This is a genomic window from Comamonas sp. MYb21 (assembly GCF_037479395.1).
In the GTDB taxonomy this organism is placed as follows: Bacteria; Pseudomonadota; Gammaproteobacteria; order Burkholderiales; family Burkholderiaceae_C; genus Comamonas.
Genome location: NZ_JBBGZC010000001.1, coordinates 539,501 through 562,416, shown reverse-complemented (window position 1 = coordinate 562,416; position 22,916 = coordinate 539,501). Strand labels below are relative to the sequence as shown.

General features: G+C 64.1%; 22 protein-coding genes. 13 read left to right on the top strand and 9 right to left on the bottom strand.

Annotated elements, in window-relative coordinates; translation table 11 throughout:
• Positions 1–66: 66 nt before the first annotated feature.
• From WH367_RS02545 to WH367_RS02525, 5 genes are all read left to right on the top strand, one after another.
• Positions 67–774: a response regulator gene (locus WH367_RS02545; RefSeq protein WP_339534045.1), complete on the top strand. Its 708-nt coding sequence runs from the start codon at positions 67–69 to the stop codon at positions 772–774.
• Positions 771–2,285: a sensor histidine kinase gene (locus tag WH367_RS02540; protein ID WP_339534044.1), complete on the top strand. Its 1,515-nt coding sequence runs from the start codon at positions 771–773 to the stop codon at positions 2,283–2,285. Before WH367_RS02545 ends, WH367_RS02540 begins: the two co-directional genes overlap by 4 nt.
• 235 nt (positions 2,286–2,520) lie before the next feature.
• Positions 2,521–3,441, top strand: a complete 921-nt coding sequence (locus WH367_RS02535; RefSeq protein WP_239645010.1) for a Bug family tripartite tricarboxylate transporter substrate binding protein — start codon at positions 2,521–2,523, stop codon at positions 3,439–3,441.
• A 133-nt stretch (positions 3,442–3,574) separates the two neighbouring features.
• A complete protein-coding gene (locus tag WH367_RS02530) occupies positions 3,575–4,018 on the top strand; it encodes a tripartite tricarboxylate transporter TctB family protein (protein ID WP_339534043.1) in 444 nt (147 codons plus the stop codon).
• A complete protein-coding gene (locus WH367_RS02525) occupies positions 4,015–5,541 on the top strand; it encodes a tripartite tricarboxylate transporter permease (protein ID WP_339534041.1) in 1,527 nt (508 codons plus the stop codon). Before WH367_RS02530 ends, WH367_RS02525 begins: the two co-directional genes overlap by 4 nt.
• Before the next feature lie 87 nt (positions 5,542–5,628).
• On the opposite strand, the gene mpl is transcribed toward WH367_RS02525, so the two are convergent.
• Positions 5,629–7,032 carry a UDP-N-acetylmuramate:L-alanyl-gamma-D-glutamyl-meso-diaminopimelate ligase gene (mpl, locus tag WH367_RS02520; protein ID WP_339534039.1) on the bottom strand — a complete coding sequence of 468 codons (1,404 nt, stop codon included), beginning with the start codon at positions 7,030–7,032 and terminating at the stop codon, positions 5,629–5,631.
• A gap of 103 nt (positions 7,033–7,135) precedes the next feature.
• Here mpl and WH367_RS02515 point away from each other — a divergent pair, with 103 nt between their 5' ends.
• From WH367_RS02515 to WH367_RS02485, 7 genes are all read left to right on the top strand, one after another.
• Entirely contained in the window at positions 7,136–7,732 is a 597-nt protein-coding gene (locus WH367_RS02515) for a hypothetical protein (RefSeq protein WP_339534038.1), read from the top strand.
• 6 nt (positions 7,733–7,738) lie between these two features.
• On the top strand, positions 7,739–8,320 hold the full coding sequence (locus WH367_RS02510) for a TlpA disulfide reductase family protein (protein ID WP_339534037.1): 582 nt from the start codon (positions 7,739–7,741) through the stop codon (positions 8,318–8,320).
• 118 nt (positions 8,321–8,438) lie between these two features.
• Complete coding sequence (gene accB / locus WH367_RS02505) at positions 8,439–8,891, top strand: acetyl-CoA carboxylase biotin carboxyl carrier protein (RefSeq protein ID WP_021026146.1); 453 nt, start codon at positions 8,439–8,441, stop codon at positions 8,889–8,891.
• A gap of 10 nt (positions 8,892–8,901) precedes the next feature.
• Complete coding sequence (accC, locus tag WH367_RS02500) at positions 8,902–10,257, top strand: acetyl-CoA carboxylase biotin carboxylase subunit (RefSeq protein ID WP_021026145.1); 1,356 nt, start codon at positions 8,902–8,904, stop codon at positions 10,255–10,257.
• 75 nt (positions 10,258–10,332) lie between these two features.
• Positions 10,333–11,253, top strand: a complete 921-nt coding sequence (gene prmA / locus WH367_RS02495; RefSeq protein WP_021026144.1) for a 50S ribosomal protein L11 methyltransferase — start codon at positions 10,333–10,335, stop codon at positions 11,251–11,253.
• 25 nt (positions 11,254–11,278) lie between these two features.
• A complete protein-coding gene (locus tag WH367_RS02490) occupies positions 11,279–12,838 on the top strand; it encodes a zinc-ribbon and DUF3426 domain-containing protein (protein ID WP_339534036.1) in 1,560 nt (519 codons plus the stop codon).
• 27 nt (positions 12,839–12,865) lie between these two features.
• Positions 12,866–13,768, top strand: a complete 903-nt coding sequence (locus WH367_RS02485; protein ID WP_339534035.1) for a carbohydrate kinase family protein — start codon at positions 12,866–12,868, stop codon at positions 13,766–13,768.
• A gap of 36 nt (positions 13,769–13,804) precedes the next feature.
• Here WH367_RS02485 and WH367_RS02480 read toward each other — a convergent pair whose 3' ends face one another.
• The 8 genes from WH367_RS02480 to WH367_RS02445 all read right to left on the bottom strand — a co-directional run bounded on the left by WH367_RS02480 (position 13,805) and on the right by WH367_RS02445 (position 22,032).
• Positions 13,805–14,284, bottom strand: a complete 480-nt coding sequence (locus tag WH367_RS02480; RefSeq protein WP_339534034.1) for a GNAT family N-acetyltransferase — start codon at positions 14,282–14,284, stop codon at positions 13,805–13,807.
• A gap of 35 nt (positions 14,285–14,319) precedes the next feature.
• Positions 14,320–14,757, bottom strand: coding sequence for a divergent PAP2 family protein (locus tag WH367_RS02475; RefSeq protein ID WP_021026140.1), 438 nt, complete (start codon positions 14,755–14,757; stop codon positions 14,320–14,322).
• A gap of 2 nt (positions 14,758–14,759) precedes the next feature.
• Entirely contained in the window at positions 14,760–15,638 is an 879-nt protein-coding gene (locus WH367_RS02470) for a decaprenyl-phosphate phosphoribosyltransferase (protein WP_339534033.1), read from the bottom strand.
• Positions 15,639–15,642: 4 nt separating this feature from the next.
• On the bottom strand, positions 15,643–17,070 hold the full coding sequence (gene wsfD / locus WH367_RS02465; protein WP_339534031.1) for a glycan biosynthesis hexose transferase WsfD: 1,428 nt from the start codon (positions 17,068–17,070) through the stop codon (positions 15,643–15,645).
• Positions 17,071–17,075: 5 nt separating this feature from the next.
• Entirely contained in the window at positions 17,076–18,128 is a 1,053-nt protein-coding gene (locus tag WH367_RS02460; protein WP_339534030.1) for a bifunctional nicotinamide-nucleotide adenylyltransferase/Nudix hydroxylase, read from the bottom strand.
• A 79-nt stretch (positions 18,129–18,207) separates the two neighbouring features.
• Entirely contained in the window at positions 18,208–19,908 is a 1,701-nt protein-coding gene (locus WH367_RS02455) for an NAD+ synthase (protein ID WP_339534028.1), read from the bottom strand.
• A gap of 9 nt (positions 19,909–19,917) precedes the next feature.
• Positions 19,918–21,105: a nicotinate phosphoribosyltransferase gene (pncB, locus tag WH367_RS02450; protein WP_339534026.1), complete on the bottom strand. Its 1,188-nt coding sequence runs from the start codon at positions 21,103–21,105 to the stop codon at positions 19,918–19,920.
• Positions 21,106–21,174: 69 nt separating this feature from the next.
• The gene (locus tag WH367_RS02445) at positions 21,175–22,032 is read right to left on the bottom strand and encodes a cysteine hydrolase (RefSeq protein ID WP_339534025.1); all 858 of its coding nucleotides are present in this window, start codon (positions 22,030–22,032) and stop codon (positions 21,175–21,177) included.
• A 165-nt stretch (positions 22,033–22,197) separates the two neighbouring features.
• Here WH367_RS02445 and WH367_RS02440 point away from each other — a divergent pair, with 165 nt between their 5' ends.
• Positions 22,198–22,881, top strand: coding sequence for an NUDIX hydrolase (locus WH367_RS02440; protein WP_445228053.1), 684 nt, complete (start codon positions 22,198–22,200; stop codon positions 22,879–22,881).
• The last annotated feature ends 35 nt before the right edge of the window (positions 22,882–22,916 follow it).

The window sequence follows — 22,916 nt, the reverse complement described above, 5'->3', positions numbered from 1 at the left end:
GCTGGCTGAAGAGTGTGTTGCTCCAACCATGGGTGCATCTGGCAGATATCTCGGGAGGGAGGGTGGATGCGAATCCTGTTGGTGGAGGATGAACAAGATCTGGCGCACTGGCTGGCCCGAACGTTGGCGCAGCAGTCGGGCATCGTCGTGGACTGGGTGGGCGATGGGCAGATGGCAGATCTGCGCCTGCAGCAGGAAGACTTTGATGCGGTGGTGCTGGACCTGGGTCTGCCTGGCATCGATGGCCGCACCGTGCTGGAGCGCATGCGCGAGCGCGATGACCGCACACCCGTCCTGGTGCTGACTGCGCGGGACTCCCTGGCTGAGCGCGTCGGCACGCTCAAAAATGGTGCCGACGACTTTCTGGCCAAACCCTTCTTGCTCGATGAGTTGGAGGCGCGCCTGCAGGCCCTGGTTCGCCGCAGCCGGGGGCGCGAGCACCCTCGGCTGTCCTGCGGGCTGTTGCAGTTTGATGTTGCTGCGCAGCGCTTTTCGATGGCGGGCGATGCCTTGCCGCTGACACCCCGAGAGCATGCGGTGTTGCTGGCGCTCATCCAGCGCAGCGGTGAGCCAGTGGGCAAGCAAAGTATTTTGGACCGGGTCTTCCTTGGAGACCGGGATGTGAACCTCCAGGTCATTGAGGTACTGGTGTTTCGTCTGCGCAAGAAGCTCTTGGGCCGTGGCGTGCAGATTGTCACCCTGCGCGGTCTGGGCTACTGCCTGGAAGAGATGCAAGGCCGTGGCGTAGCCGGCGCTGCATTGCAAGGCCCATGATCTGGCGCAGCGCCGATCGCGATCTGGATGGCCGCGCTGCTTGGCGCCACCGCTGGTGTGATCGCGCCCGCTCTTTGAAGGCTGCGCTATTGGTGTGGCTGGTGCCGGGTTTGCTGCTGGGCATGGGCGGCAGCTTGCTGTGGTCCACCTACAGCCTGCGCATCCAGGTTGACGAGGCCTATGACCGTGCGCTGGCGGGTGCGTTGCGCGCGATCCACTACAACATCTCCACAGCCAGCGGCGGCTTGAGTGTGGAGCAGCCGTATCTGCTGCTGGAATTCTTCGAGTTGACGGTCAACGGCCGGGTCTACTTCCGGGTCGCGACCGAGGACGGTCTGGTTGAAATGGGGAATCCGGGCCTTCCTTTGCCCGAGGGCGAGCTCGAACTCGGCGTGCCGCAGTTCTATGACGCGGTGTACCTGAATGAGCCCATCCGTGTGGCCGCCTGGGCTCGGCTGGCGGACCCGCCCGTCGCGGGCAATCCGCACAGCCGCATCGTGGTGCAGGTGGCAGAGAATCTTCAGGAGCGTGCGCTGGTGGAGCGGCACATGGTCACGCGTGCCATCTTGCGCGATGTGCTGCTGGTCGGCATCAGCGTGGTGTTGCTGGTGGCGGGCGTGGTGCGCGCGCTCAGGCCATTGAAGCGCCTGCGCCAGCACCTGGATGCGCGCGCCTGGGATGACCTCTCGCCCATCGATGCGGCCAGCCTGCCTGCAGAAGTGCGGCCACTGGTGCAATCGCTGAACCATTTGGTGGAGCGCTATGCCCACAGCGCCCAGGCCCAGCGGCAGTTTCTTGATGACGCCTCCCACCAACTGCGCACGCCGCTGGCCTTGCTGCGTACCCAGATCGGCTATGCATTGCGTGAGCGGGACCCGGCCCAGATGCGGGCTGCACTGCATGCGATGCAAGACGGTCTGGGCCGGGCCGAGCGCCTGACCCAGCAGATGCTGGCGCTGGCCCGCGCCCGAGATGCCGGGGCCGCTGCCAGTATCCGATCGCAATTTGCCGAGGTCGATCTGCGGGCACTGGCGGAGCAGGTGGTCACCACCTTGTGGCCGCTCGCGCGCGCCAAGCAGATTGACCTGGGGCTGGATGTGGTGGGGTTGGGCGACGACCCCCGAGGGCGGCAGGTGCAGGCCCTGGGCTGGCTGCTGCGCGAGGCGATCAGCAACCTGGTGGACAACGCCATCCGCTATACGCCTGCCGGTGGCCAGGTCACCGTGCAGCTGCGGGGCAGCGCGTCGTCCATCGCGCTGGTGGTGATCGACAGCGGTGGGGGCATGAGCGAGCACGACAGGGCACAGGCGGGCAGCCGGTTTCGGCGTGGTGCTGCGGGCAAGCGCCAGCAGGGCGCGGGCCTGGGCCTGGCCATTGTGCAGACCATTGCCCAGATGCATGGCGCCGAGTTCAAGCTGGCCAATGGCCGTGATGCGCAGGGGCAGCTGGGTTTGCACGGCAGCTTCCGGATGCCGCATACCGCCGCTGACCTGGGAATAACCCCGAATTGAAAGGCTATTGAAAGCCGCGAGCGTTTAGTCTTTGTCTACCTTGGTGGCGATCCCTCGCCCGACCAGGTTCCACGCTTGGCCAGCGCTGCCAGCCAGGTTCTGGCCAGCCGCCCCTTGGCCAAAGCGCCCATGCCCAAAAAAGGAGACAAAACCTATGTTTGCAAGCCGTTTATCAGGCCAGGCCTCAGGCCTTTTCATCAGCACGGTCATCGCAGCGAGCACCTGGGTGCCAGCGATGGCGCAGGCAGAGCCCCGCCGCCCGGAGTGCATTGCCCCGGCCCAGCCTGGCGGCGGGTTTGACCTGACCTGCCGCCTGGCCCAGACGGGCATGCGCGAGTCCAAGGCGCTCCAGAAACCCATGCGCATCGTCTACATGCCTGGCGGCATTGGTGCGGTGGCCTACAACAGCATCATCACCCAGCGCCCGGCAGATGGCAGCGCCATTGCTGCCTTCTCCAGTGGCTCGCTGCTCAATCTGGCCCAGGGTAAGTTTGGCAAGTACAGCGCCGATGATGTGCGCTGGCTGGCCACTGTGGGTGCGGATTACGGTGTGGCCGTGGTGCGGGCGGATTCGCCCCACCAGGATCTCAAGGGCCTGATGGCGGCTTTCAAGGAAGATCCGAGCCAGGTGGTGCTGGGCGCGGGCGGCTCCATTGGCAGCCAGGACTGGATGAAGGCAGCGCTGACCGCGCGCGCCGCCGGCGTGGACTACAAGAAAATGCGCTTCGTTGCCTTTGAGGGCGGTGGCGAAGCCGTCACGGCGCTGCGCGGCGGCCATGTCCAGGCCTTCATGGGGGATGCGGCCGAGGCGGTCACCATGCTCGAAGGCGGTGCCCCCATCCGCGTGCTGGCGGTTTTCCACTCCGAGCGCTTGCCGGGCAAGCTGGCCGACGTGCCGACCGCTGCCGAGCAGGGCTTCAACATCGAATGGCCGATCATCCGGGGTTTCTACGTGGGGCCCAAGGTATCGGATGCCGACTACCGCTGGTGGCTGCAGGCGTTTGACAAAGCCATGGCCACGCCCGAGTTCCGCAAGGCCCAGGCGCAACTGGGTCTCATGCCCTTCAACAAGACGGGGCCCGAGCTCGACCACTACATCAAGGCCCGTACCCGGCACTACACCGAGCTGGCCACGTCCTTTGACCTGGTCAAGTAAGACCTGGTCAAGCAGGAGCTGGTCAAGTAAGGCCTGCCTGGGCATGGCACCTGCCAGCCTGGCCCATGGGGCTTGAACAAGGCGGCCAGATACCCTGGTCCGCTGCACTCGCACATCTTGCGGAAAGATATCTATGGTTCTCAATGATCGCACTCTGGGCGTGGCGGCGCTGCTGCTATCGGCCTTTCTGGCGTGGTTTGGACACGGGCTGGAGGCAGCATTTGCCTACGAGCCGGTGGGTCCGCGCGCCTTTCCTTTGTTGCTGGCCACGGTGATTGGCTTGTGTGGCCTGCGCCTTGTCGTGAAAGGCGGCAACCCGGCAGCGCCCAACCCGCCCGGGGCCAACAGCCGCATTGCGCTGATGGTGGCGCTGGTGCTGGTGTACGCCGGGCTGTTCCAGTGGGCCGGCTTTGTGCTGGCCACGGCCGTGGTTGCCGCCTGCGTGGGCCGGCTCTTTGGTGGCAGCTGGCTGCAGTGCGGGATCGGTGGCACCAGCCTGAGCGTGCTGTTTTATGTTCTTTTTGACCGTTTGCTGGACGTGGTGCTGCCACTGGGCTGGCTGGAGGGGCTGCTATGAGCGCGATGCTGGATAACCTCTCCCTGGGTTTTGGTGTTGCCTTCTCGGGCACCAACTTGCTCGTGGCACTGATTGGCTCGTTCTTTGGCACCATCGTCGGTGTGCTGCCGGGCCTGGGCCCGACGAACGGGGTCGCCATGCTGGTGCCGATCGCCTTTGCGATGGGCTTGCCGCACGATACCGCCTTGATCTTGCTGGCCGCTGTCTATGTGGGTGCCGAATACGGAGGCCGGATCACCTCGATCCTGATCAATGTGCCCGGCGAGGCGGCTGCGGTCATGACCACGCTGGATGGCTACCCGCTGGCGCGCCAGGGGCTGGGAAGCGTGGCGCTGTCCCTGTCGGCCTGGTCCTCCTTTGTCGGCTCCCTCATCGCCATTGTCGGTATCGCCGCGTTTGCGCCCTTTCTGGCGCAGTGGGCCTTGGCGTTTGGCCCGGCGGAATACTTTGTGCTGATGGTGTTTGCCTTCTGTGCGCTCACCAGCTTGCTGGGGGAGCAACCCATCAAAGGGCTTTTGGCGGCCGCCATCGGGCTGTCGATTGCGACGATCGGGGTGGATGCGAACTCCGGCGTTTACCGCTATACCTTCGACATCCCGCACCTGGCCGATGGCCTGGATTTTGTCGTCGTTGTCATTGGCTTGTTTGCCGTCGCGGAAATGCTGCAAATGCTGGAGAACAAGCTCTCGGGCCAAAGCGTCGAAGTGCCACCCAGCCAACGCAAGCTCTTCAATCTGCGCGAGCTGCGCTTTACCTCCGGCAGCACCATCCGTGGCAGCCTGCTCGGGTTTGTGATGGGCGTGTTGCCAGGGGCGGGCGCCAGCGTGGCCTCGGCCGTGGCCTATGCCAACGAGAAGCGCTATATAGAAGACAAAGACCCGGATGCCAAATTTGGCCAGGGAGACATGCGTGGCTTGGCCGCGCCTGAGGCGGCGAACAACAGCGCCGCTACCGGCTCGTTCATCCCCATGCTCACCTTGGGCATCCCTGGCTCGGGGACGACGGCCGTGATGATGGGCGCGCTCACGCTCTACAACATCACCCCCGGCCCGGTGCTGTTTGAGCAGCAGCCCGCGCTGGTCTGGGGCTTGATCGCCTCGCTGCTGATTGCCAATGTGATGCTGCTGGTCATGAACATCCCGATGGTGCGGGTGTTTGCCTCGATGCTGTCCATCCCGGGCTGGCTGCTGGTGCCGGGCATCCTGGCCATCAGCTTTATCGGTGTCTATGCCATCAGTGCCACGACCTTTGACCTGATGGCGGTCGTCGCCATCGGCGTGATCGGCTACCTGCTGCGCAAGCTCCAGGTGCCCATGGCGCCGATGGTGCTGGGCGTTGTGCTGGGCACGATGATGGAGCAAAACCTGCGGCGTGCGCTGTCCATCACCAATGGCGATGTGTCCATCCTCTGGGCCAGCACGGTCTGCACCATCCTCTGGGTGCTGGCAGCTGCGGTGGTGCTGGGGCCGACGGGATACCGTTGGCTGGTTAAGCGCAGGCGTGCGCAGGACCCAGCCCCATGATGCTGGTGCCGCTGGCCTGGTGTTAAGGTCGCTGTCAGCAAAAAGGCGAGCTGGGGGCTCGCCTTATTCTTGATGGTGGCGGGCCTATCAACCCCGGGCCGCAAGCGCCTGCAGCAATTTGTCGTGGATGCCGCCAAAGCCGCCATTGCTCATGCAGACAATCACGTCTCCGGCCTTGGCTGCCTGCAGCACCTGGGCGATCAGGCTGTCGATATTGCTGGCGGTCTGGGCGCGGGCACCCATGGGGGCCAGCGCCTGGGCGGCGTCCCAGTCCAGGCCGGCAGTGTGGCAAAAGGCCAGGTCGGCCGATTCCAGCGACCAGGGCAGTTGCGACTTCATCGTGCCCAGCTTCATCGTGTTGCTGCGCGGCTCGAACACCGCAAGAATGCGGGTTTGCGCGCCCACCTGCTGGCGCAGGCCATCCAAGGTGGTGCGGATGGCCGTGGGGTGGTGGGCAAAATCGTCGTAGACCTGGATGCCGGCAGCGGTGCCACGCAATTCCATGCGGCGCTTGACGTTCTGAAAGCGCGACAAGGCTTGGGCCGCTTCTGCGGGTGCCACGCCCACATGCTGGGCCGCAGCGATGGCAGCGAGCGCATTCATCTGGTTGTGCACGCCGCTCAGGCCCCACTGCACCCTGCCAGCGGGCGCATCTTTGTAGAGCACCTCAAAGTTGGATGGGTCGCCCTCGGCGCGCATATCGTCAATGGCAGCGCCAAAGCGCATCACTTCGCTCCAGCATCCTTGGTGCAGCACGCGGGTCAGGCTTTCTTCAACACCATTGGCCACCACGCGGCCGCTGGCGGGCACGGTGCGCACTAGGTGGTGGAACTGGCGCTCAATCGCTGCCAGGTCATCAAAGATGTCGGCATGGTCGAACTCCAGGTTGTTCAGCACGGCAGTGCGGGGGCGGTAGTGCACAAACTTGCTGCGCTTGTCGAAAAAGGCGGTGTCGTATTCGTCGGCCTCGATCACAAACACGGGGCGCTGGTCGCCACCGCCGGGCCGGGTGGGCGCACCCAGGCGGGCAGAGACGCCAAAATCGAGTGGCACGCCACCGACCAGAAAGCCCGGCTGCAGGCCTGCGGCCTCCAGAATCCAGGTCAGCATCGAGGTCGTCGTGGTTTTGCCATGGGTGCCGGCCACGGCCAGCACATGGCGGCCCTGCAGCACATGCTCGGCCAGCCATTGGGGGCCGCTGGTGTAGGGGGCGCCGGTGTCGAGGATGGCCTCCATCAGCGGAAACTTGGGTGAGCCATCGTCCAGGCGCGCACGGCTGACGACGTTGCCGACCACGTACATATCGGGCTGCAGCGCGAGCTGGTCGGCGCCAAAGCCTTCGATCAGCTCGATGCCCAGCGCGCGCAGTTGGTCGCTCATCGGCGGGTAGACGCCGCTGTCGCAGCCCGTCACCTTGTGCCCAGCCTCGCGTGCCAGTGCGGCTACGCCACCCATAAAGGTGCCACAGATACCCAGAATATGAATGTGCATGGACGTCGATTCTACGGCGCGTCCGGATATAAGCCGCGCTCTGGGCGGCTGTAATTGCAAGCAAGTGCCGCAGGGGCCATGCAAATCCGACACAATGGAATGCATGAAGACTGATGCAAGCTGGGAAATCGCCAATACCGCCGCACGCATGGTGGTGGAGGAAGGCCTGGAGTGGGGGCCGGCCAAGAAGCGCGCCGTCAAGCAGCTGGGGCTGCCAGGCCGCACGGCGCTGCCCGACAACGAGGTGCTGGAAGCGGCGGTGCGCGAGTACCTTGAGCTGTTCTGCGCCGACACCCAGCCCGCTGAGTTGCGCGCCTTGCGCGAGATGGCCGTCGTGTGGATGGAGCGCATGGAGGCTTTCCGGCCTTATCTGGCAGGCGCCGTCTGGAATGGCACGGCCACGCGCCTGTCTGATATATACATTCAGTTGTTCTGCGATGACTCCAAATCGGCTGAGATTGCGCTGATTGACCATGGCGTGCGCTATAAGGTATCGTCGATCAACGGTTTCCACGGTGAGACGGTGGATGCCTTGTCGATCAGCAGCCTTTGCAAACCGCTCCATGAAAACATTGGTGTGCACTACCTGGTCTATGACCTGGATGACCTGCGCGGCGCCTTGAAGCCCGATGCCCAGGGCCGCACACCGCGCGGCTCGCTGGAGGCGGTGCGCCGCCTGCTGACCCCACCCACGGAGTGATGCCCCATGCCGACACCTGAACGCGCGCCTGTTGATGCAGCGCAAACCTTGCCAGCGCAGGCCGCCGCCAGCCGCCGGCGCCTGCTGACCGGTGGCGTAGCGGCGGCAGCTTTGGCCGCCGGTGCAGGCTGGGCCTGGTGGCGCCACCGCTTGGCCGAGCCCAGTGGCCCGGCGATGGACGGGCTGTGGGGCCAGGCCTTTGCGGCGCCTGGCGGGCAGACCGAAGTGCGCATGCAGGTCTTCCAGGGCAAGCCCTTGCTGCTGAACTTTTGGGCCACCTGGTGCCCGCCTTGTGTTGAAGAGCTGCCGATGCTCAACCAGTTCTACGAAGCGCAGCGCGCCAAAGGCTGGCAGGTGGTGGGTTTGGCGGTGGACCAGGATGCGGCAGTACAGCGTTTTTTGCAGCGCACGTCGCTGGCCTTCCCCGTGGGGATTGCCGGCATGGGCGGCACGCAGCTGACGCGCGATCTGGGCAATTCCGCCGGCGGCCTACCGTTCACAGTGGTATTTGGTAGGCAAGGTGACGTTCAACATCGTAAAATGGGGCAACTTCTTGCATCTGACTTGCAAAATTGGGCAAGTCTATAAGGTGTGCAAGCCGGGACGGCAGTAGTGCCGTTGATCAAAAATCAAAGATATTGAGTCAAATAGGGCGAAATTGGAGTAAATTTGCGCCCTGTTTGATTTTCTAGCCGTTGGAGCTCCCATGGATTTACGCAAGCTGAAAACCCTGATCGATCTCGTGTCCGAATCGAATGTCTCGGAGTTGGAAATCACCGAAGCAGAAGGCAAGGTTCGCATTGTGAAGGGCGGCGGCGCTGTGGTGCAGCAAGTGATGGCGGCGCCCGTGTTGCCCGCTGCGGCCCCTGCAGCAGCCCCCGCTGCTGCCGCTGCGCCGGCAGAAGCTGCTCCCGCTGCGGCGCAAGGCCATACGGTCAAGTCGCCGATGGTAGGCACGTTCTACCGCTCGTCCGCGCCCGGCGCCAAGGCCTTTGTCGAGGTTGGCAGCCAGGTCAAGGAAGGCGACACCGTGTGCATCATTGAAGCGATGAAGATCCTCAATGAGATCGAAGCCGACAAGTCCGGCACGATCAAGCAGATCCTGGGCGAGAACGGCCAGGCCGTGGAATTTGGTCAGCCTTTGTTCATCATTGAATAAGGCCTCGCCCATGTTCAAGAAAATTCTGGTTGCCAACCGCGGAGAGATCGCACTGCGTGTGCAGCGCGCTTGCCGCGAGCTGGGCATCAAGGCCGTGATGGTCTATTCCGAGGCCGACCGCGACGCCAAGTATGTGAAGCTGGCCGATGAGGCCGTCTGCATTGGCCCGGCTCCGTCGGCCCAAAGCTACCTGAACATGCCGGCCATCATCTCGGCGGCCGAAGTGACCGACGCCGAGGCGATCCACCCTGGCTACGGCTTTCTGTCCGAGAACGCCGACTTTGCCGAACGCGTGGAAAAGAGCGGCTTCCAGTTCATTGGCCCGACGCCCGAGTCCATCCGCATCATGGGTGACAAGGTCTCGGCCAAGCAGGCGATGATCAAGGCCGGTGTGCCCTGCGTGCCTGGCTCTGATGGCGAATTGCCCGATGACCCCGCACTGATCCGTCGCATTGCCAAGGCCATCGGCTACCCGGTGATCATCAAGGCCGCAGGCGGCGGCGGTGGCCGTGGCATGCGCGTGGTGCATACCGAGGCTGCGCTGGTCAATGCCGTGCAGATGACCAAGGCTGAAGCCGGTGCTGCGTTCGGCAATCCTGCGGTGTACATGGAAAAGTACCTGCAAAACCCGCGCCACATCGAAATCCAGGTGATGGCCGACAAGTTCAAGAACGCCGTCTACCTGGGCGAGCGCGACTGCTCCATGCAGCGCCGCCACCAGAAGGTGATTGAAGAGGCGCCGGCCCCTGGCATTCCACGCCGCCTGATCGAGAAGATCGGCGACCGCTGCGTGGCCGCCTGCAAGAAGATCGGCTACCGCGGCGCGGGCACGTTCGAGTTTCTGTACGAAAACGGCGAGTTCTACTTCATCGAGATGAACACCCGCGTGCAGGTCGAGCACCCGGTGACCGAATGGATCACTGGCGTGGATATCGTCGGCACCCAGATCATGGTGGCCGCTGGCGAGAAACTGCCGTTCACGCAGCGCCAGATCAACGCGCAGATGCGTGGCCATGCGATCGAATGCCGGATCAACGCCGAAGATGCCTACAAGTTCACGCCATCGCCTGGCCGGGTCACCACCTGGCACATGCCTGGCGGCCCGGGTGTGCGCGTCGATTCGCATGTGTACGCCAACTACTTTGTGCCACCGAACTACGACTCGATGATCGGCAAGCTGATCGTCTATGGCGACACCCGCGAACAGGCCATTGCCCGCATGCGCACCGCGCTGCTGGAGACGGCGGTCGAAGGGATTTCGACCAATATCCCGCTGCATTCGGAGCTGATGGTGGATGCCAAGTTCAATGCCGGCGGCACCAATATCCACTATCTGGAAGAGTGGCTGGCTGCGCGCAAGCGCTGATGCGCCCCCTTTCATCGTGATAGATGCTGGCATTTCCAAGGGAATGCCAGCTTTTTGCATTAAGGAAACCCTGTCATGTACGAACTGTGCCTGATGTGCCCGGAAGACCGGGTCGAGAGCGTGAGCGAAGCGCTGGATGCGCTCGATGCGCTCAGCGTCTCGGTCGAAGATGCCGATGCCCAGACCGATGCCGAGCAGGCGCTGTTTGGCGAGCCCGGCATGCCGCCGCCCAAGGATGGCTGGCAGCGCAGCCGCATCGTGGCGCTGTTCCCGCAGCGCGCTGCGGCCGAAGAGGCGCAGAGCCTGCTGCAGCTGCAGGATTTCTTTGCAGGTTGCAGCCTGCTGGGCATCCGTGAAGTGGCCGAGCAGGACTGGGTGCGCCTGACCCAATCGCAGTTCGCTCCGGTGGACATCACGCCGGAATTCTGGATTGTGCCCACCTGGCATGAGCTGCCAGCGGCCGCGACCCGCAGCATCCGGCTGGACCCGGGCCTGGCCTTTGGCACCGGCACCCACCCCACCACCCGCATGTGCCTGCGCTGGATTGCCCAGCGCGGCGCGCAAGGCCAGGACCTGGGCCGTGTGCTCGACTACGGCTGCGGCTCCGGCATTTTGGCCATTGGTGCCGCCAAGTTTGGTGCGGTGGATATTGATGCGGTGGACATTGACACCGCTGCCGTGGAATCGACCGAATACAACGCCCAGGCCAACCATGTGCAGCTGCGCGCCGGCTTGCCTGATGCCGCCCAGGGCGAGTACCAGACGGTGCTGGCCAATATCCTGGCCACCCCGCTGAAGGTGCTGGCCCCCTTGCTCTGCGCCCATGTGGCCCAGGGTGGCCACCTGGTGCTGGCCGGCATCCTGGAGCGCCAGACCGATGAGCTGAAAGCCGCCTACGCCCCTTATCTGCAGCTGGACGTGGCCGATACCGAAGACGGCTGGGTGCTGATGACAGCACGGCGCGCAGCAGATTCCGCCACCGGGACAGGCCGCTGAACTTCTGACCCTACAATCCACTGCGATGAGCCAGATAACGCGTTGCCCCCAGTGCCAGACCCGCTTCAAGGTGGTGGATGACCAATTGCGCATCTCCGATGGCTGGGTGCGCTGTGGCAAGTGCAAGGCGGTGTTTGATGCGCTGACGCACCTGGTGGCCGGCGCGCCGGCGGCAGTGTCCGCAGGGCCGCAGGTGCCGGCTGTGGACCATGCCGCTGTCGCCGCGCAGGCCCCGGCGGTCGCGCCATCGCAGATGGTGTCGCCTGCAGCTCCTGCACCCAGCGCCGAGCCCGTGCAGGAGGGGGCGGCGGTGCTGCGGACCGAGAACTCGCTGCAGGTGGACCCTAACGCCCAGGTGCCCGAGCTGTCGGTGCTGGTGTTTCCGCGCCGCGCCAATGCGAGCGGGGATTCGGGCTATGTGGATTCGTCCTGGATGCAGGCCTATGAGGAAGAGGCCCAGGCGCAGACCCCTGTCGCGCCACCCGCAGGCCAGGACCGCAGCGGTCTGGAGAGCGAATGGCAGCCGATGGCAGACCAGCGCCCGGAATCGCTGCGCAGCAGCCGGGTGGACTTTTCGGCGACGGACGACCTGGCGGAGCTGCAAGCCCGCGAGGGCCGCTTGCTGGAGGCCATTGCCGAGCGCCAAAAGCCCGCGCAGGCACCTGTGCCGCCTGTGCCGCCCGTACCGCCAGTTCCAGCGCAGCCCGTTGAGGTGGCTGAGGCCCCGGCGCTGGTTGTAGACAATGTGATGGCACCCGCTGCCCCGGCCGCAAAAGACGTGCAGGTGCAGGCGCCTGCTTCACCTCCGCCGTATTTGAGGCAGAGCAGCGCCCATGATCTGTCCGACCCCGGCTCGGCGGCGCGGCAAGAGGATGCGCTGCTGCTGGCGCCCGAGATGGCGGGCAGAACCCTGGATGCCGGCAAGCTGGAGCCCTCGCTGGCTGCAGCCACCAACTATGTGGCGCAGATGGACGAGGCCGTTGCAGCTGCTGATGCAGCGGCTGCCGATGCTGCGGCCGCCGATGCAGCCGCTGCCGACACCGCTGCTGCTGCCGGCATGGGTGCGGCAGCCGAGCCCGGTTTTGTGCGCGCCGCCAAGCGCAAGGCCTTCTGGCGCAAGCCCTGGGTGGTCGTGCTGTCGCTGTTGCTCAGCCTGCTGCTGTTGGCGGCCTTGCTGCTGCAGATCGCGCTGACCCAGCGTGACCGCCTGGTCCTGGCCCAACCCCAATGGCGCCCGGCATTGCAAGCGGCTTGCCGTCTGGCGGGTTGCGAGATTGCGCCGCCCCGGCAGCTGCAGGCCGTCTCCATCGACAGCACCAGCTTCAACGCCGTGGGGCCGCGCCAGTTCCGGCTGCGCGTGGTCTTGCGCAATGGGGCGGACTATCCAGTGGCAGTCCCTGCGCTGGAGCTGAGCCTCAATGACGCGGCAGAAAAGCTGGTGCTGCGCCGCGTGCTGAGCCCGCAGGAGCTGCAGGCACCTGCCGCGCTGGACGCGCATGGCGAGTGGACGGCGGAGATGGTCATCCAGGTGGCAGAGGCGGCAGGTGATGTCGTGGGCTACCGTGTGCTGGCGTTTTACCCTTGAATTTTTGATAACAGAAAGAATAGCTTCATGGCTTCGCTGATCTGCGGCTCGCTCGCATTTGACAACATCATGACCTTTTCGGGCCGCTTTGCCGACCAGATCATGCCCGATCAGATCCATATCCTGAACGTGTCCTTTCTGGTGCCGACCTTGCGCCGCGATTTTGGCGGCTGCGCCGGCAATATTGCCTATGCGCTGCACCTGCTGGGTGGCCAGGCGCTGCCAATGGCCGTGGTGGGTCATGATGGTGACGGCTATGTCGCGCATTTCAAGCAGCTGGGTATCGATACGCGCTTTATCAAAAAGCTCGACGACCACTACACCGCCCAGTGCATGATCACCACCGACATGGACAACAACCAGATCACCGCCTTCCACCCTGGCGCGATGATGCAGGCCCATGAAAACACCATCACCAAGGACTGTGGCGCAGCCATTGGCATCGTGGCGCCCGATGGGCGTGACGCCATGCTGCAGCACGCCGAGCAGCTGCATGCGGCCGGCATTCCCTTTGTGTTTGACCCGGGCCAGGGCCTGCCGATGTTCGATGGCAATGACCTGCGCCACTTCATCAGCCTGGCCACCTGGGTGACCGTGAACGACTATGAAGGCAAGATGCTGAGCGAGCGCACGGGTTTGTCGTTTGCCGAGATCTCTACCCAGGTGCAGGGCCTGATGGTGACCCTGGGTGCCGAGGGCTGCGAGCTCTGGGAAAACGGTGAGCGCACCCATGTGCCTGGCATCCAGGCGGCGGCCGTGGTCGATCCGACCGGCTGCGGTGATGCCTGGCGCGGTGGTCTGCTCTGGGGCCTGGAGCAGGGCCGTCCGCTGCGCAGCTGCGTGGAACTGGGCAACCGCATGGGCGCCTTGAAGATCGCCGCACGCGGCCCGCAGAACTACCAGCTGGATTTTGACCCCGCAGCGGTCTGAGGCGGTGGCTTGGCCCCCCCGGGCTGAGCCTTGTCCTCAACCCTTGGCAAAGGCCTCCAGCGCCTCGCCGGTCATCCGGTAGCGGATCCATTCGCTCTGCGGCTTGGCGCCCAGGCTGTCATAGAACTCGATCGATGGCGTGTTCCAGTCCAGCACGCTCCACTCGAAGCGCCCGCAGTCCTTGTCCACGGCAATGCGCGCCAGATGGCGCAGCAGGGCCTTGCCCGCGCCGCTGCCACGGTGGCTGGGGTCAACGTACAAGTCTTCCAGGTAGAGGCCATTGCGCCCCTGCCAGGTGGAGTAGTTGAAAAAATACACCGCAAAGCCAATGGCCTGGCCATCTTGCTCGCAGATCAGGCCATGCGCCGTGGCGCCTGCGCTGAACATGGACTTGTGCACATGGGCGGCTGTGGAGAGCACCTCGTGCTCGGCGTTTTCATAGACGGCCAGATCACGCACAAAGCGCAGGATGGTGTCGGTGTCGTCGATGGTGGCGGGGCGGATGGTCAATGGCATACGAAAAAGCCGCTGGGGCGCTGGCAAGCAAAGGCTCAATCGTACAACGGCAGCCAGGCCTGCACGGCCCAGGCGAGCAGGATGCCGCAGACCACACCGCCCACAATCTCGGCAAGGCTGTGGCCCATGCGTTCGCGTAGCGGCGGGGCTGTGGGTGCCGCATCGGGAGCTTGCGCCTGGAGGTGGTTGATGGCCTGCGCCTGTTTGCCCACCTGCCGGCGCAGGCTGCTGGCATCTAGCACCACGATAAATGCCAAGGTCAGCGCGACGCCAAACGCAGGGTGACCAATGCCCTGTTTGAACGCGACCAGCGCAGCCATGCTGCTGACAATGGCGCTGTGGTTGCTGGGCATGCCGCCATAACCGATCAAGCCAAAGGCGGGCTTGCCCGCGCGCAAGCTGTTGATCAGAAACTTGAGCGAGCCAGCAACCAGCCAGGCCAGCAACGGGGTCAGCAGATACGACAGGTCCATGCTTATCCTTTCAGCCCTGCCAGTGCCCAGAGGCAGACCAGCACCCAGGCCAGCACCGTCAGCAGCAGCGGCAGATCGCTGAGCAAGGCATCGGTAGGCGACTCACCGCCATCGAGCTTTTCCACCACATACCAGTAGCGAAACAGGCCAAACAGGACCAGCGGTATGGACACCACCAGCTGCGGGCGGACCGACATCACAAACATGCTGTAGAACAGCAGCGCGCCGGTGGCGGCGATTTCTGCGTAGCGTTCCACCAGTGACACCGAATACTTCTGCAATACTGCCCGGGCCTCGGTACCCGTTTGCAGCAGCTCCTGGCGCCGCTTGAGGGCTGCCAGATACAGGGCCAGGCACAAGGTGGTGACAAACATCCAGGCGCTGATCGGTACCTGCAACGCCTGCGCACCACCCCATACGCGCAGCACAAAGCCGATGGCGATTGTGAAAATATCCAGCACGGGCTGGTGCTTGAGGTAGTAGCTATAGGCCAGGTTCAGCGCCAGGTAGGCAGCAATCACCGGCAGCACCTGCGGTGCCAGCGGCCATGCGGCCAGCAGCAGCACATACAGCACCAGTAGCAGCAGCAGTGCCTGGCGCACAGTCACCAGGCCTGCGGCGAGGGGGCGGCTTTGGGATTTGCGGGGGTGCTTGCGGTCCTGCTCGATGTCGCGCAGGTCGTTGACGATATAGGTAGCCGAGGAGGCGACACAAAACAGCAGCATGGCCAGCAAGGCCTGCAGCACGGCATGGTGGTCGGTGAACGACCCGGTGAACACCAGCGGCGCCAGCACAAAGCCGTTCTTGATCCACTGGCGCGGCCGCATCAGGCGCACAAGACCTTGCAGGCGGTGGCAGGGCGAGGGGGGGGGCACGGACATGGCGCTATCTTGCCGCACGCAGGCGATCGAGCAGGCCAAAGAGCGCCCCCAGCCACAGAAGGATGAAGCCAGGCAGGAAAACGGCTGCATGGCGTTCGACCTCCAGCAGGCCATCGCCAAACACCGAGCTGAAGATGCTGTAGAAACACAGCAAGCCGCCCAGCCAGATGGCATGTGCCCAGAGGCACTGGCGCCCCCGAGGCAGCAGCGCATAAACAAAGGCGGCTGCTGCCAGCAAGGCCATGGTGGCCACCATTCCCAGGTACAGTCCCCGGGGGGCGCTCACCATCAGCGATGAGGGCGAGCTGGCATACATGCCTGGCGACAGCTCACTGGCGCGGTGGGGGTAGAGCTGCGGGAAAAAGCCATAGACCGGCTTGTAGGCCTCTGCGCCCGCGAGCAGTGTCTTGGCAATAGTCGCTGGTTGCTGGGACGCCAAGTCCAGCAGCTTCAACCGGCTGATGCTGGCGACCTCCGGGCATATGTTCTCTTTGAGGCCATGGTTGAAGACATGGGCATTGATACCGGCCATTTGGGCGCATTCGGGACGCAGCCCGAGGCTGACGGCTGCTTCTTCTGGCTTGCTGGAATGCATCAACACGCCATAGAAGATGGTGTCGATGCGGTTGACGCGGTCGATGCCGGCATAGAACTCCTGGCTTTGTGCGGGGCGCAGATAGCTATGGCAGAAGCTGGCCACCAGCACCGCGCACAGCATGGCAGCGCTGTGCAAGCGGTAGTGCCTGCCATTGAAGAGCAGGAAGGCGGCAGCCAGCACAATGGCCAGGTAAAAGTACTGCTGGTTGGAAAACCCCAGCATAAAGGTCAGCACTGCCAGCAGCAGCGAGGCCCAGGGGCTGCGCGCGTACGCATCCAGGCGGCAGGCCAGCAGGGCCACCACCACGAACAAAGAAAAGAACAGGCTGCTAAAGACGGGGTAGAGCGACTGAAAGTACAGCAAGGTGCTCATGTCCCACCACAGCAGCACAAAGCAGGCGCTGAGAAACACGCGCAGGCGCATGCTGCGCAAGGCCCACATCAGCGCGGCATAGGCCAGCAGCAAGACAGCCAATTTGGTATAGGCCAGGTGCTGGATGGGGAAGGTGTCCCCCACGCTGTGCCCGAGCTTGAGCGCGCTCAGGTAGAGGGTCTCGGCCGTGGGATTGCAAAACTGCCAGAGCCGCTCGTTGTTGTAGTGCAGCTGCGCGACCACCCGGTCGGGTGCAGGGCTGTGGAAGGCTTCGGACTGGGCGTCAAAGTTCCAGATGCCGACGCAGCCCGAGGTACGCAGGAAATCGAAGTTGTTGGGGTAGCCGAGCACCGGTGCGTGCGCGCTGAACACCAGAAAACGACCGATACCCAGCAGCACCAGCACGGCAATGAGTAGCCAGGGCCAGCGGGCACCTTGGCGGTTGGAGACAAAGGCTTGCATGGCCGCTATTGTGCGTTGCCCGCCAGTACTTTCTGCACGATCTGGAAATGGTCCTCAAAAAACTCGGCCTCGCGGGCGCGTATCGCATCGATGCTAAGCCAGAAGGCCTCGGCCGCGTCATCGTCGGCGCGCACGGCGGGCTTGGGGCTGCGCTGCAGGTCGAAATAATGCACATGGGTGATGGTGCGGCCACGCTGGCTGCGGTCGGGGTGGTCGAACACGGTCACCGATTGCAGGCTGGCCTGCAGTTGCGACTCGTCCAGCGCGCAATGCGTCTCTTCCTGCAGCTCGCGCAGGCAGGATTGCCAAAGGCTGTCGCGCGGCTCGACAAAGCCGCCGGGTAAGGCCAGCAGGCCTTGGCCGGGCGCATGGCCACGGCGGATCAGCAGCACCTCGTTGCCGCAGCGCAGCAGCGCATCGACGGTGACAAAGACCGGTGGGTAGGGCGCTGCCGCCCAGGAGGCCTGGTAGCGGCGCAGCATCTGCCATTCGGTTTGCAGCGCGGCGTATTCTGGGGTAGTGCGGAACTGTTGCAGAAACTGCAGCGAGCTGGCGGGCAGCATGTCGGCCAAGGCGGCAAGACTTGCTGCGGAGCCATCGCCTTGCGTGCCAAAGTAAGTGTCGCGGATGGGGGTGGCGTCGATGCTGTTCTGGCGCGGCAGGCTCACCAGCTCCCAGCCGGGGAAGTGGGCCAGGTAGCTGCTGCTCTCGTCCTTGAAGTGGCCCACCAGGCCAATGCGCGCACCCGGTGTGCTGTGGCTGGTGACGGCCTCGCGCACCGCGGTCACCCAGCGCGGCTCGTCATAGTAATCGCGGATGGGCACAAACACCAGGCGCGCTGCATCGGTGGGGCAGAGCGCTGCAGCAAACATCTGCGCACGCTCTTGCCAGGTGAATGGGTTCTTGGGGCTGCGGGCCTGCAGCGCAGATCCCAATACCACCACCACCTTGCTGGCGCGGGCAAGCGCCTGCTGCAAGAGGGCCAGGTGGCCCAGGTGCGGCGGCTGGAAGCGGCCAATCAATACGGCCAGGTCATAGTGCTCGGTAGCTGCGATCATGTCTCGTTGTCTTGGTGCCTGCTGGGGTGCTGGCTTGGGATTATGCGCTGTGGATGTGCCGGGGCGCCGCGCTGTGTCTTCATGGGTAGTAGGCCGCAATCGGCATTTGCCGGCCGGTGCCGAAGGCGCGTGGGCGCAGTCGCAGGATGGGCGGCGCCTGGCGGCGCTTGTACTCACTGCGGTGGACCATGCGCTGCACCTTGGCGAGGGTCTGGCGCCCGGCCTCGGTCTGTACAAAGCGATCGACAAAGAGGCGCGCGGCGTCGTACTCCAGGCTCGACAGGCGCTGGCCTTCGATGAGGATCTTGAGGATCTCGTCGAGCACCGCATAGGGCGGCAGGCTGTCCTCGTCCTTCTGGTCGGGGGCCAGCTCGGCCGATGGCGGCTTGTCAATGATGGCCCGGGGGATGATCTCGCGCCCGGCGCTGGCGTTGATATGGCGCGCGAGCGCGAACACCTCCGTCTTGTACAGGTCGCCGATCAGGCCCAGGCCGCCGTTGGTGTCGCCATACAAGGTGCAGTAGCCCACCGAGATCTCGGACTTGTTGCCCGTGGTCAGCAGCAGGTGGCCAAAAGCATTGCTGTACTCCATCAGAATGGTGCCGCGAATGCGGGCCTGGACGTTCTCCAGCGGCAGGCCTTGCAAGGGAGCGCCAAAGCTGGCCTCAAACTGCTGGGCATAGCCCTGCACCAGGTCGGCAATCGGGTGCGTGTGCAGCGCAATGCCCAGGTTGCGGCACAGCGCTACCGAGTCATCCACCGAGCCGCTGGAAGAATAGCGCGAGGGCATGGTGATGCCGACCACGTTCTCGGGGCCGAGCGCCTCGGCGGCCAGCGCCAGGGTCAGCGCCGAATCGATGCCGCCGGAGCTGCCGACCACCACCTGGCGAAAGCCGCAGCGGCGCGCATAGTCGCGCAGGCCCAGAAGGGTCTGCTGGCGGTAGAATTCCATCGTCGGCAGGCCTTCTGCCGGAGGGGTGGTGGGCCGTGTGCCATCGGGCAGGCAGAAGTCGCCGTTGTCAAAGCCCAGCGTGCAGACGGTTTGCACAAAGCGCGGCGCCTCCCAGACGATGCCACGCTCGGGCTGCACCGCAAACGATGCGCCATCGAACACGATCTGGTCCTGGCCCCCGATCTGGTTGACATACAGAATCGGCAGGCCATGGCGGCACGCGGCCTGGCTGAAGATCTGGTGGCGCTCCTCGCGCTTGCCCAGGTGGCTGGGGCTGGCATTGATGCTGACCACCACATCGGGGGCGGCATCGGCCATGCGCTCGAAGGGGTTGGTGGCGTAGTCGGCGCCGCTGTCGTTCCAGCCGTCCTCGCAGATCAGAAAGCCGACCTGCATCTGGCCGATGCGCAGCACCTTGGCCACGTCGCGGCCGGGCTCAAAGTGGCGGCGCTCGTCAAAGATGTTGTAGGTGGGCAGCAGCTGCTTGTCGTACTGCAGGCGGATGGCGCCGTTGTGCAGCACCAAGAGGCTGTTGTGCAGGTGCTTGCCGGGGCCGGCGGCGCGGGTGGGCGCACCCAGCACCCAGTGCAGATCGGGCAGTTGCTGGCTCTCTTGCAAAAGCCGCGCAATGCCGGCATCCACACCGGCCAGAAAATCGGGCTCGTCGAGCAGATCGCCGGGGTAGTAGGCGGTCAGCGACAGCTCGGCAAAGACGACCAGTTGCGCGCCGTCGGCCTGTGCCTGGCGGGCGGCGGCCAGCATCTGGTCGATGTTGCCGTCCATGTCGCCCACGGTGGGGTTGAGCTGGGCCAGGGTGATCTTGAGCATGGAGGCTCCTTACTGCGTCACATGGAACACTTGCTTGAGGTAGGCCAGGTAGGTCTCGTCGTCGCACAGGGTTTTGCCTGGGCTGTCGCTGAGCTTGGCCACCGGCTGGCCGTTGGCATGCGTGAGCTTCATCACGATGTTGAGCTGCTTGAGACCCATGTCGTTGGCCAGCTGGGTGCCGATGCCAAAGCCGCACTGGATGCGATCGGCAAAGTGCTGGTAGAGGGCCAGCGCGCTGTCCAGGGTCAGGCCATCGGAGAACACCAGGCGCTTGGCATGCGCATTGATGCGCAGCTTGGCGTAGTGGGCCAGCGCTTTTTCGCCCCATTCATAGGGGTCGCCCGAGTCATGGCGCAAGCCGTCGAACAGCTTGGCAAAGTACATGTCGAAATCGGCGAGGAAGGCATCCATGCCGACGGTATCGGTCAACGCAATGCCCAGGTCGCCCCGGTACTCCTGCACCCAGTCTTCCAGCGCAGCGATCTGAAAATCACGCAGGCGCACGCCATGGGCCTGGTAGCTTTGCAGGTACTCGTGGGCCATGGTGCCGATGGGCACCAGGTTCAGGTCGCGCGCCAGCAGAACGTTGGAGGTGCCCTTGAACCACTGCGCCGTTTGCGTGGCAAAGGCCTGCACCACCTCGCGCTGCCAGGGGGCCGAAAAGCGCCGGCGCACGCCAAAATCAAACAGCTCAAAGGGGTGGCGGTGCTTGGCCTCCTGCGCCAGCTCCTGCAGCCGCACTATTTTTGCCCCCAGGCGCTTGCGCCCCTCGGCCAGCGCACTGGCCTGCGCAAAGCGGCGGAAATACAGCTCGTTGACGATGGACAGCACAAAGATCTCAAAGCCCATCACATGCACCTGGGGGCCATGGGCAACAATATGCAGGCCGTCACCATCGGGTTCGACCTCGATGAAATCACGCTGGAACTGGAAGATGCGCAGAAAGTCGATGAAATCGCTCTTCATGAAGCGCAGACTGGCCAGGTAGTCGAGCTCGTCCTTTTTGAACTTCAGCGCACACAGCGCGTCGATCTCGGCGCGCACTTCGGCCAGCAGATCGACCAGCGGAAACTCGGTCTGCGAGCGGCAGACAAAGCGGTAGGTGGACTGTGTCTGCGGATGGCGATGGAGCATGGCCTGCCACATCGTGAACTTGTACAAATCGGTGTCGAGCAGGCTGGTGATGATGGGCTGCATACCGCGTCTTTCTCTGTCAAAAATACGATCCATCAGCGCTTGTCCCTCAAGCACCAATGGCCAAACGGCTTACAAACTGAAAGCCGTGCTGGTGCAGCAGCGTACACCGAGGGCGCGCATCTGCTGCAAAAAGGTGTCTTGGGCCGCTTCAAAACCGGCGACGGGGCTCATGCAGTCGGTCAGCAGGACGATACGCGAGAAATCCTCCGCGCCCCAAAGTGCCGCCATATGCTGCACGATGTGCTCGGTGGTGGCGCGCACGCAGTGGCTGCCCGCTTCGCCGGCAATCACCAGGGTATCGGCCTGCGCCAGCTGCTGGAGCAGGGCGGTGTTGAGGCCGGTTTCCGCATCCTGCGGATCGGGCACCTCGGCGCAGATGGCGCTGTAGTGCTCGGTGTAGGGGTTCATGCCCTTGAACACATGCTTGACTGCGCGCTGGCGCTGGCTTTGCCATTGGCGGCAGGCGTTCAATATGTCGGCATGCACGCCATGGCCGATGCTGCCGATCTCGCAGTGCAGCGGCCAGACCATCAAGGTGTAGCGGCCCTGGGCTTCCAGCGCATCCAGATAGGCGAGGGTACGGGCCTGCTCGTCCGGGTTGCGGGGCTTGAAGCTACCGTCGCGCATCTGGGCCGCCGTGATGGCGGTAAAGGGCTGCACCGTGCTGCCATCGCCTTGCTGCCAGAAGGCGGGGTGGGCAATGTCATAGGCCTGGTGGGAGTCGAGTGTGACGGTGATGCCATCGAGCTGCGCAGCATGCTGCAGCAGCCATTGCGCCAGGCGTTGCATGTCGGCATGCGCCCCCGCCACCGGCAGGCTGGGGGCATAAGGCGCGGGGCTTGCCGCGCTGCTGGGGCGCCAATCTGGCGGCAGATCGCAAAAGTCGTTTTGCGGGTCGATGATGAGCAGCTGTGTGCGTTGGCGCATGTCTTTCTCCTTCGATGTGAGGCAGTCTACGCTTGTTAAAACATTTTTGCAACTAACTAATTAAAAAGAGGTCGAAGCAAATCTTTTGCCTGAAGTCTGTGTTTTTATTGATTCTGGGTGGCTGCAGCGGCATACTGCCCTTCATGAAAAAGACTTGGTACAGAAATGATGCAAAGTGAAGCCGCCTCCATCCAGGTGCTGACCACCGTGGATGTGGTGGTGCTGACCTTGGTGGACGGGGTGCTGAGCGTCGTGATGGTGCAGCGCGAGCGCGCGCCGTTTGCCGGAGTCTGGGCTTTGCCGGGCGGCTACATCCATGCGCAAGAGGACGCCGATGCCCATGCCAGTGCCGCCCGCGTGCTGCGCAGCAAGGCGGGGATCGAAGAGGCGTACCTGGAACAGCTGGCCACTTTTAGCGGCCCGGCGCGTGACCCGCGCGGCTGGTCGGTCGCCATCAGCTATTGCGCACTGATCCCGCAACAAAAGCTGCCCACGCCAAGGCCGGGGCTGAAGCTGGTACCCGTCGCTGCCACTGGCCAGCTGCCGTTTGACCATGCACAGATCCTGCAGGCAGCGCTGGCGCGGGTGCGCAGCAAGAGCCAGTACTCCTCGCTGCCGGTGCATTTTTTTGGCGAGACCTTTACCCTGCCGCAGCTGCAGCAGGTCTATGAAAGCATTCTGGGCGAGCCGCTGAACAAGGTGAGCTTTCGCCGCAAGATGGACGAGCTGGGCATGCTGGAGCCCGTGCCGGGCGAAATGCAGGCCGGTGGCGCGCACCGGCCGGCGCAGCTGTACCGGGTGCGGCCGGAGTTCAGGCAGCAGCTGGCGCTGAGTGCGAGAGGATTGTGAGTGCGTTGCCCGGACTGACGAGCGCGCATGAAAAA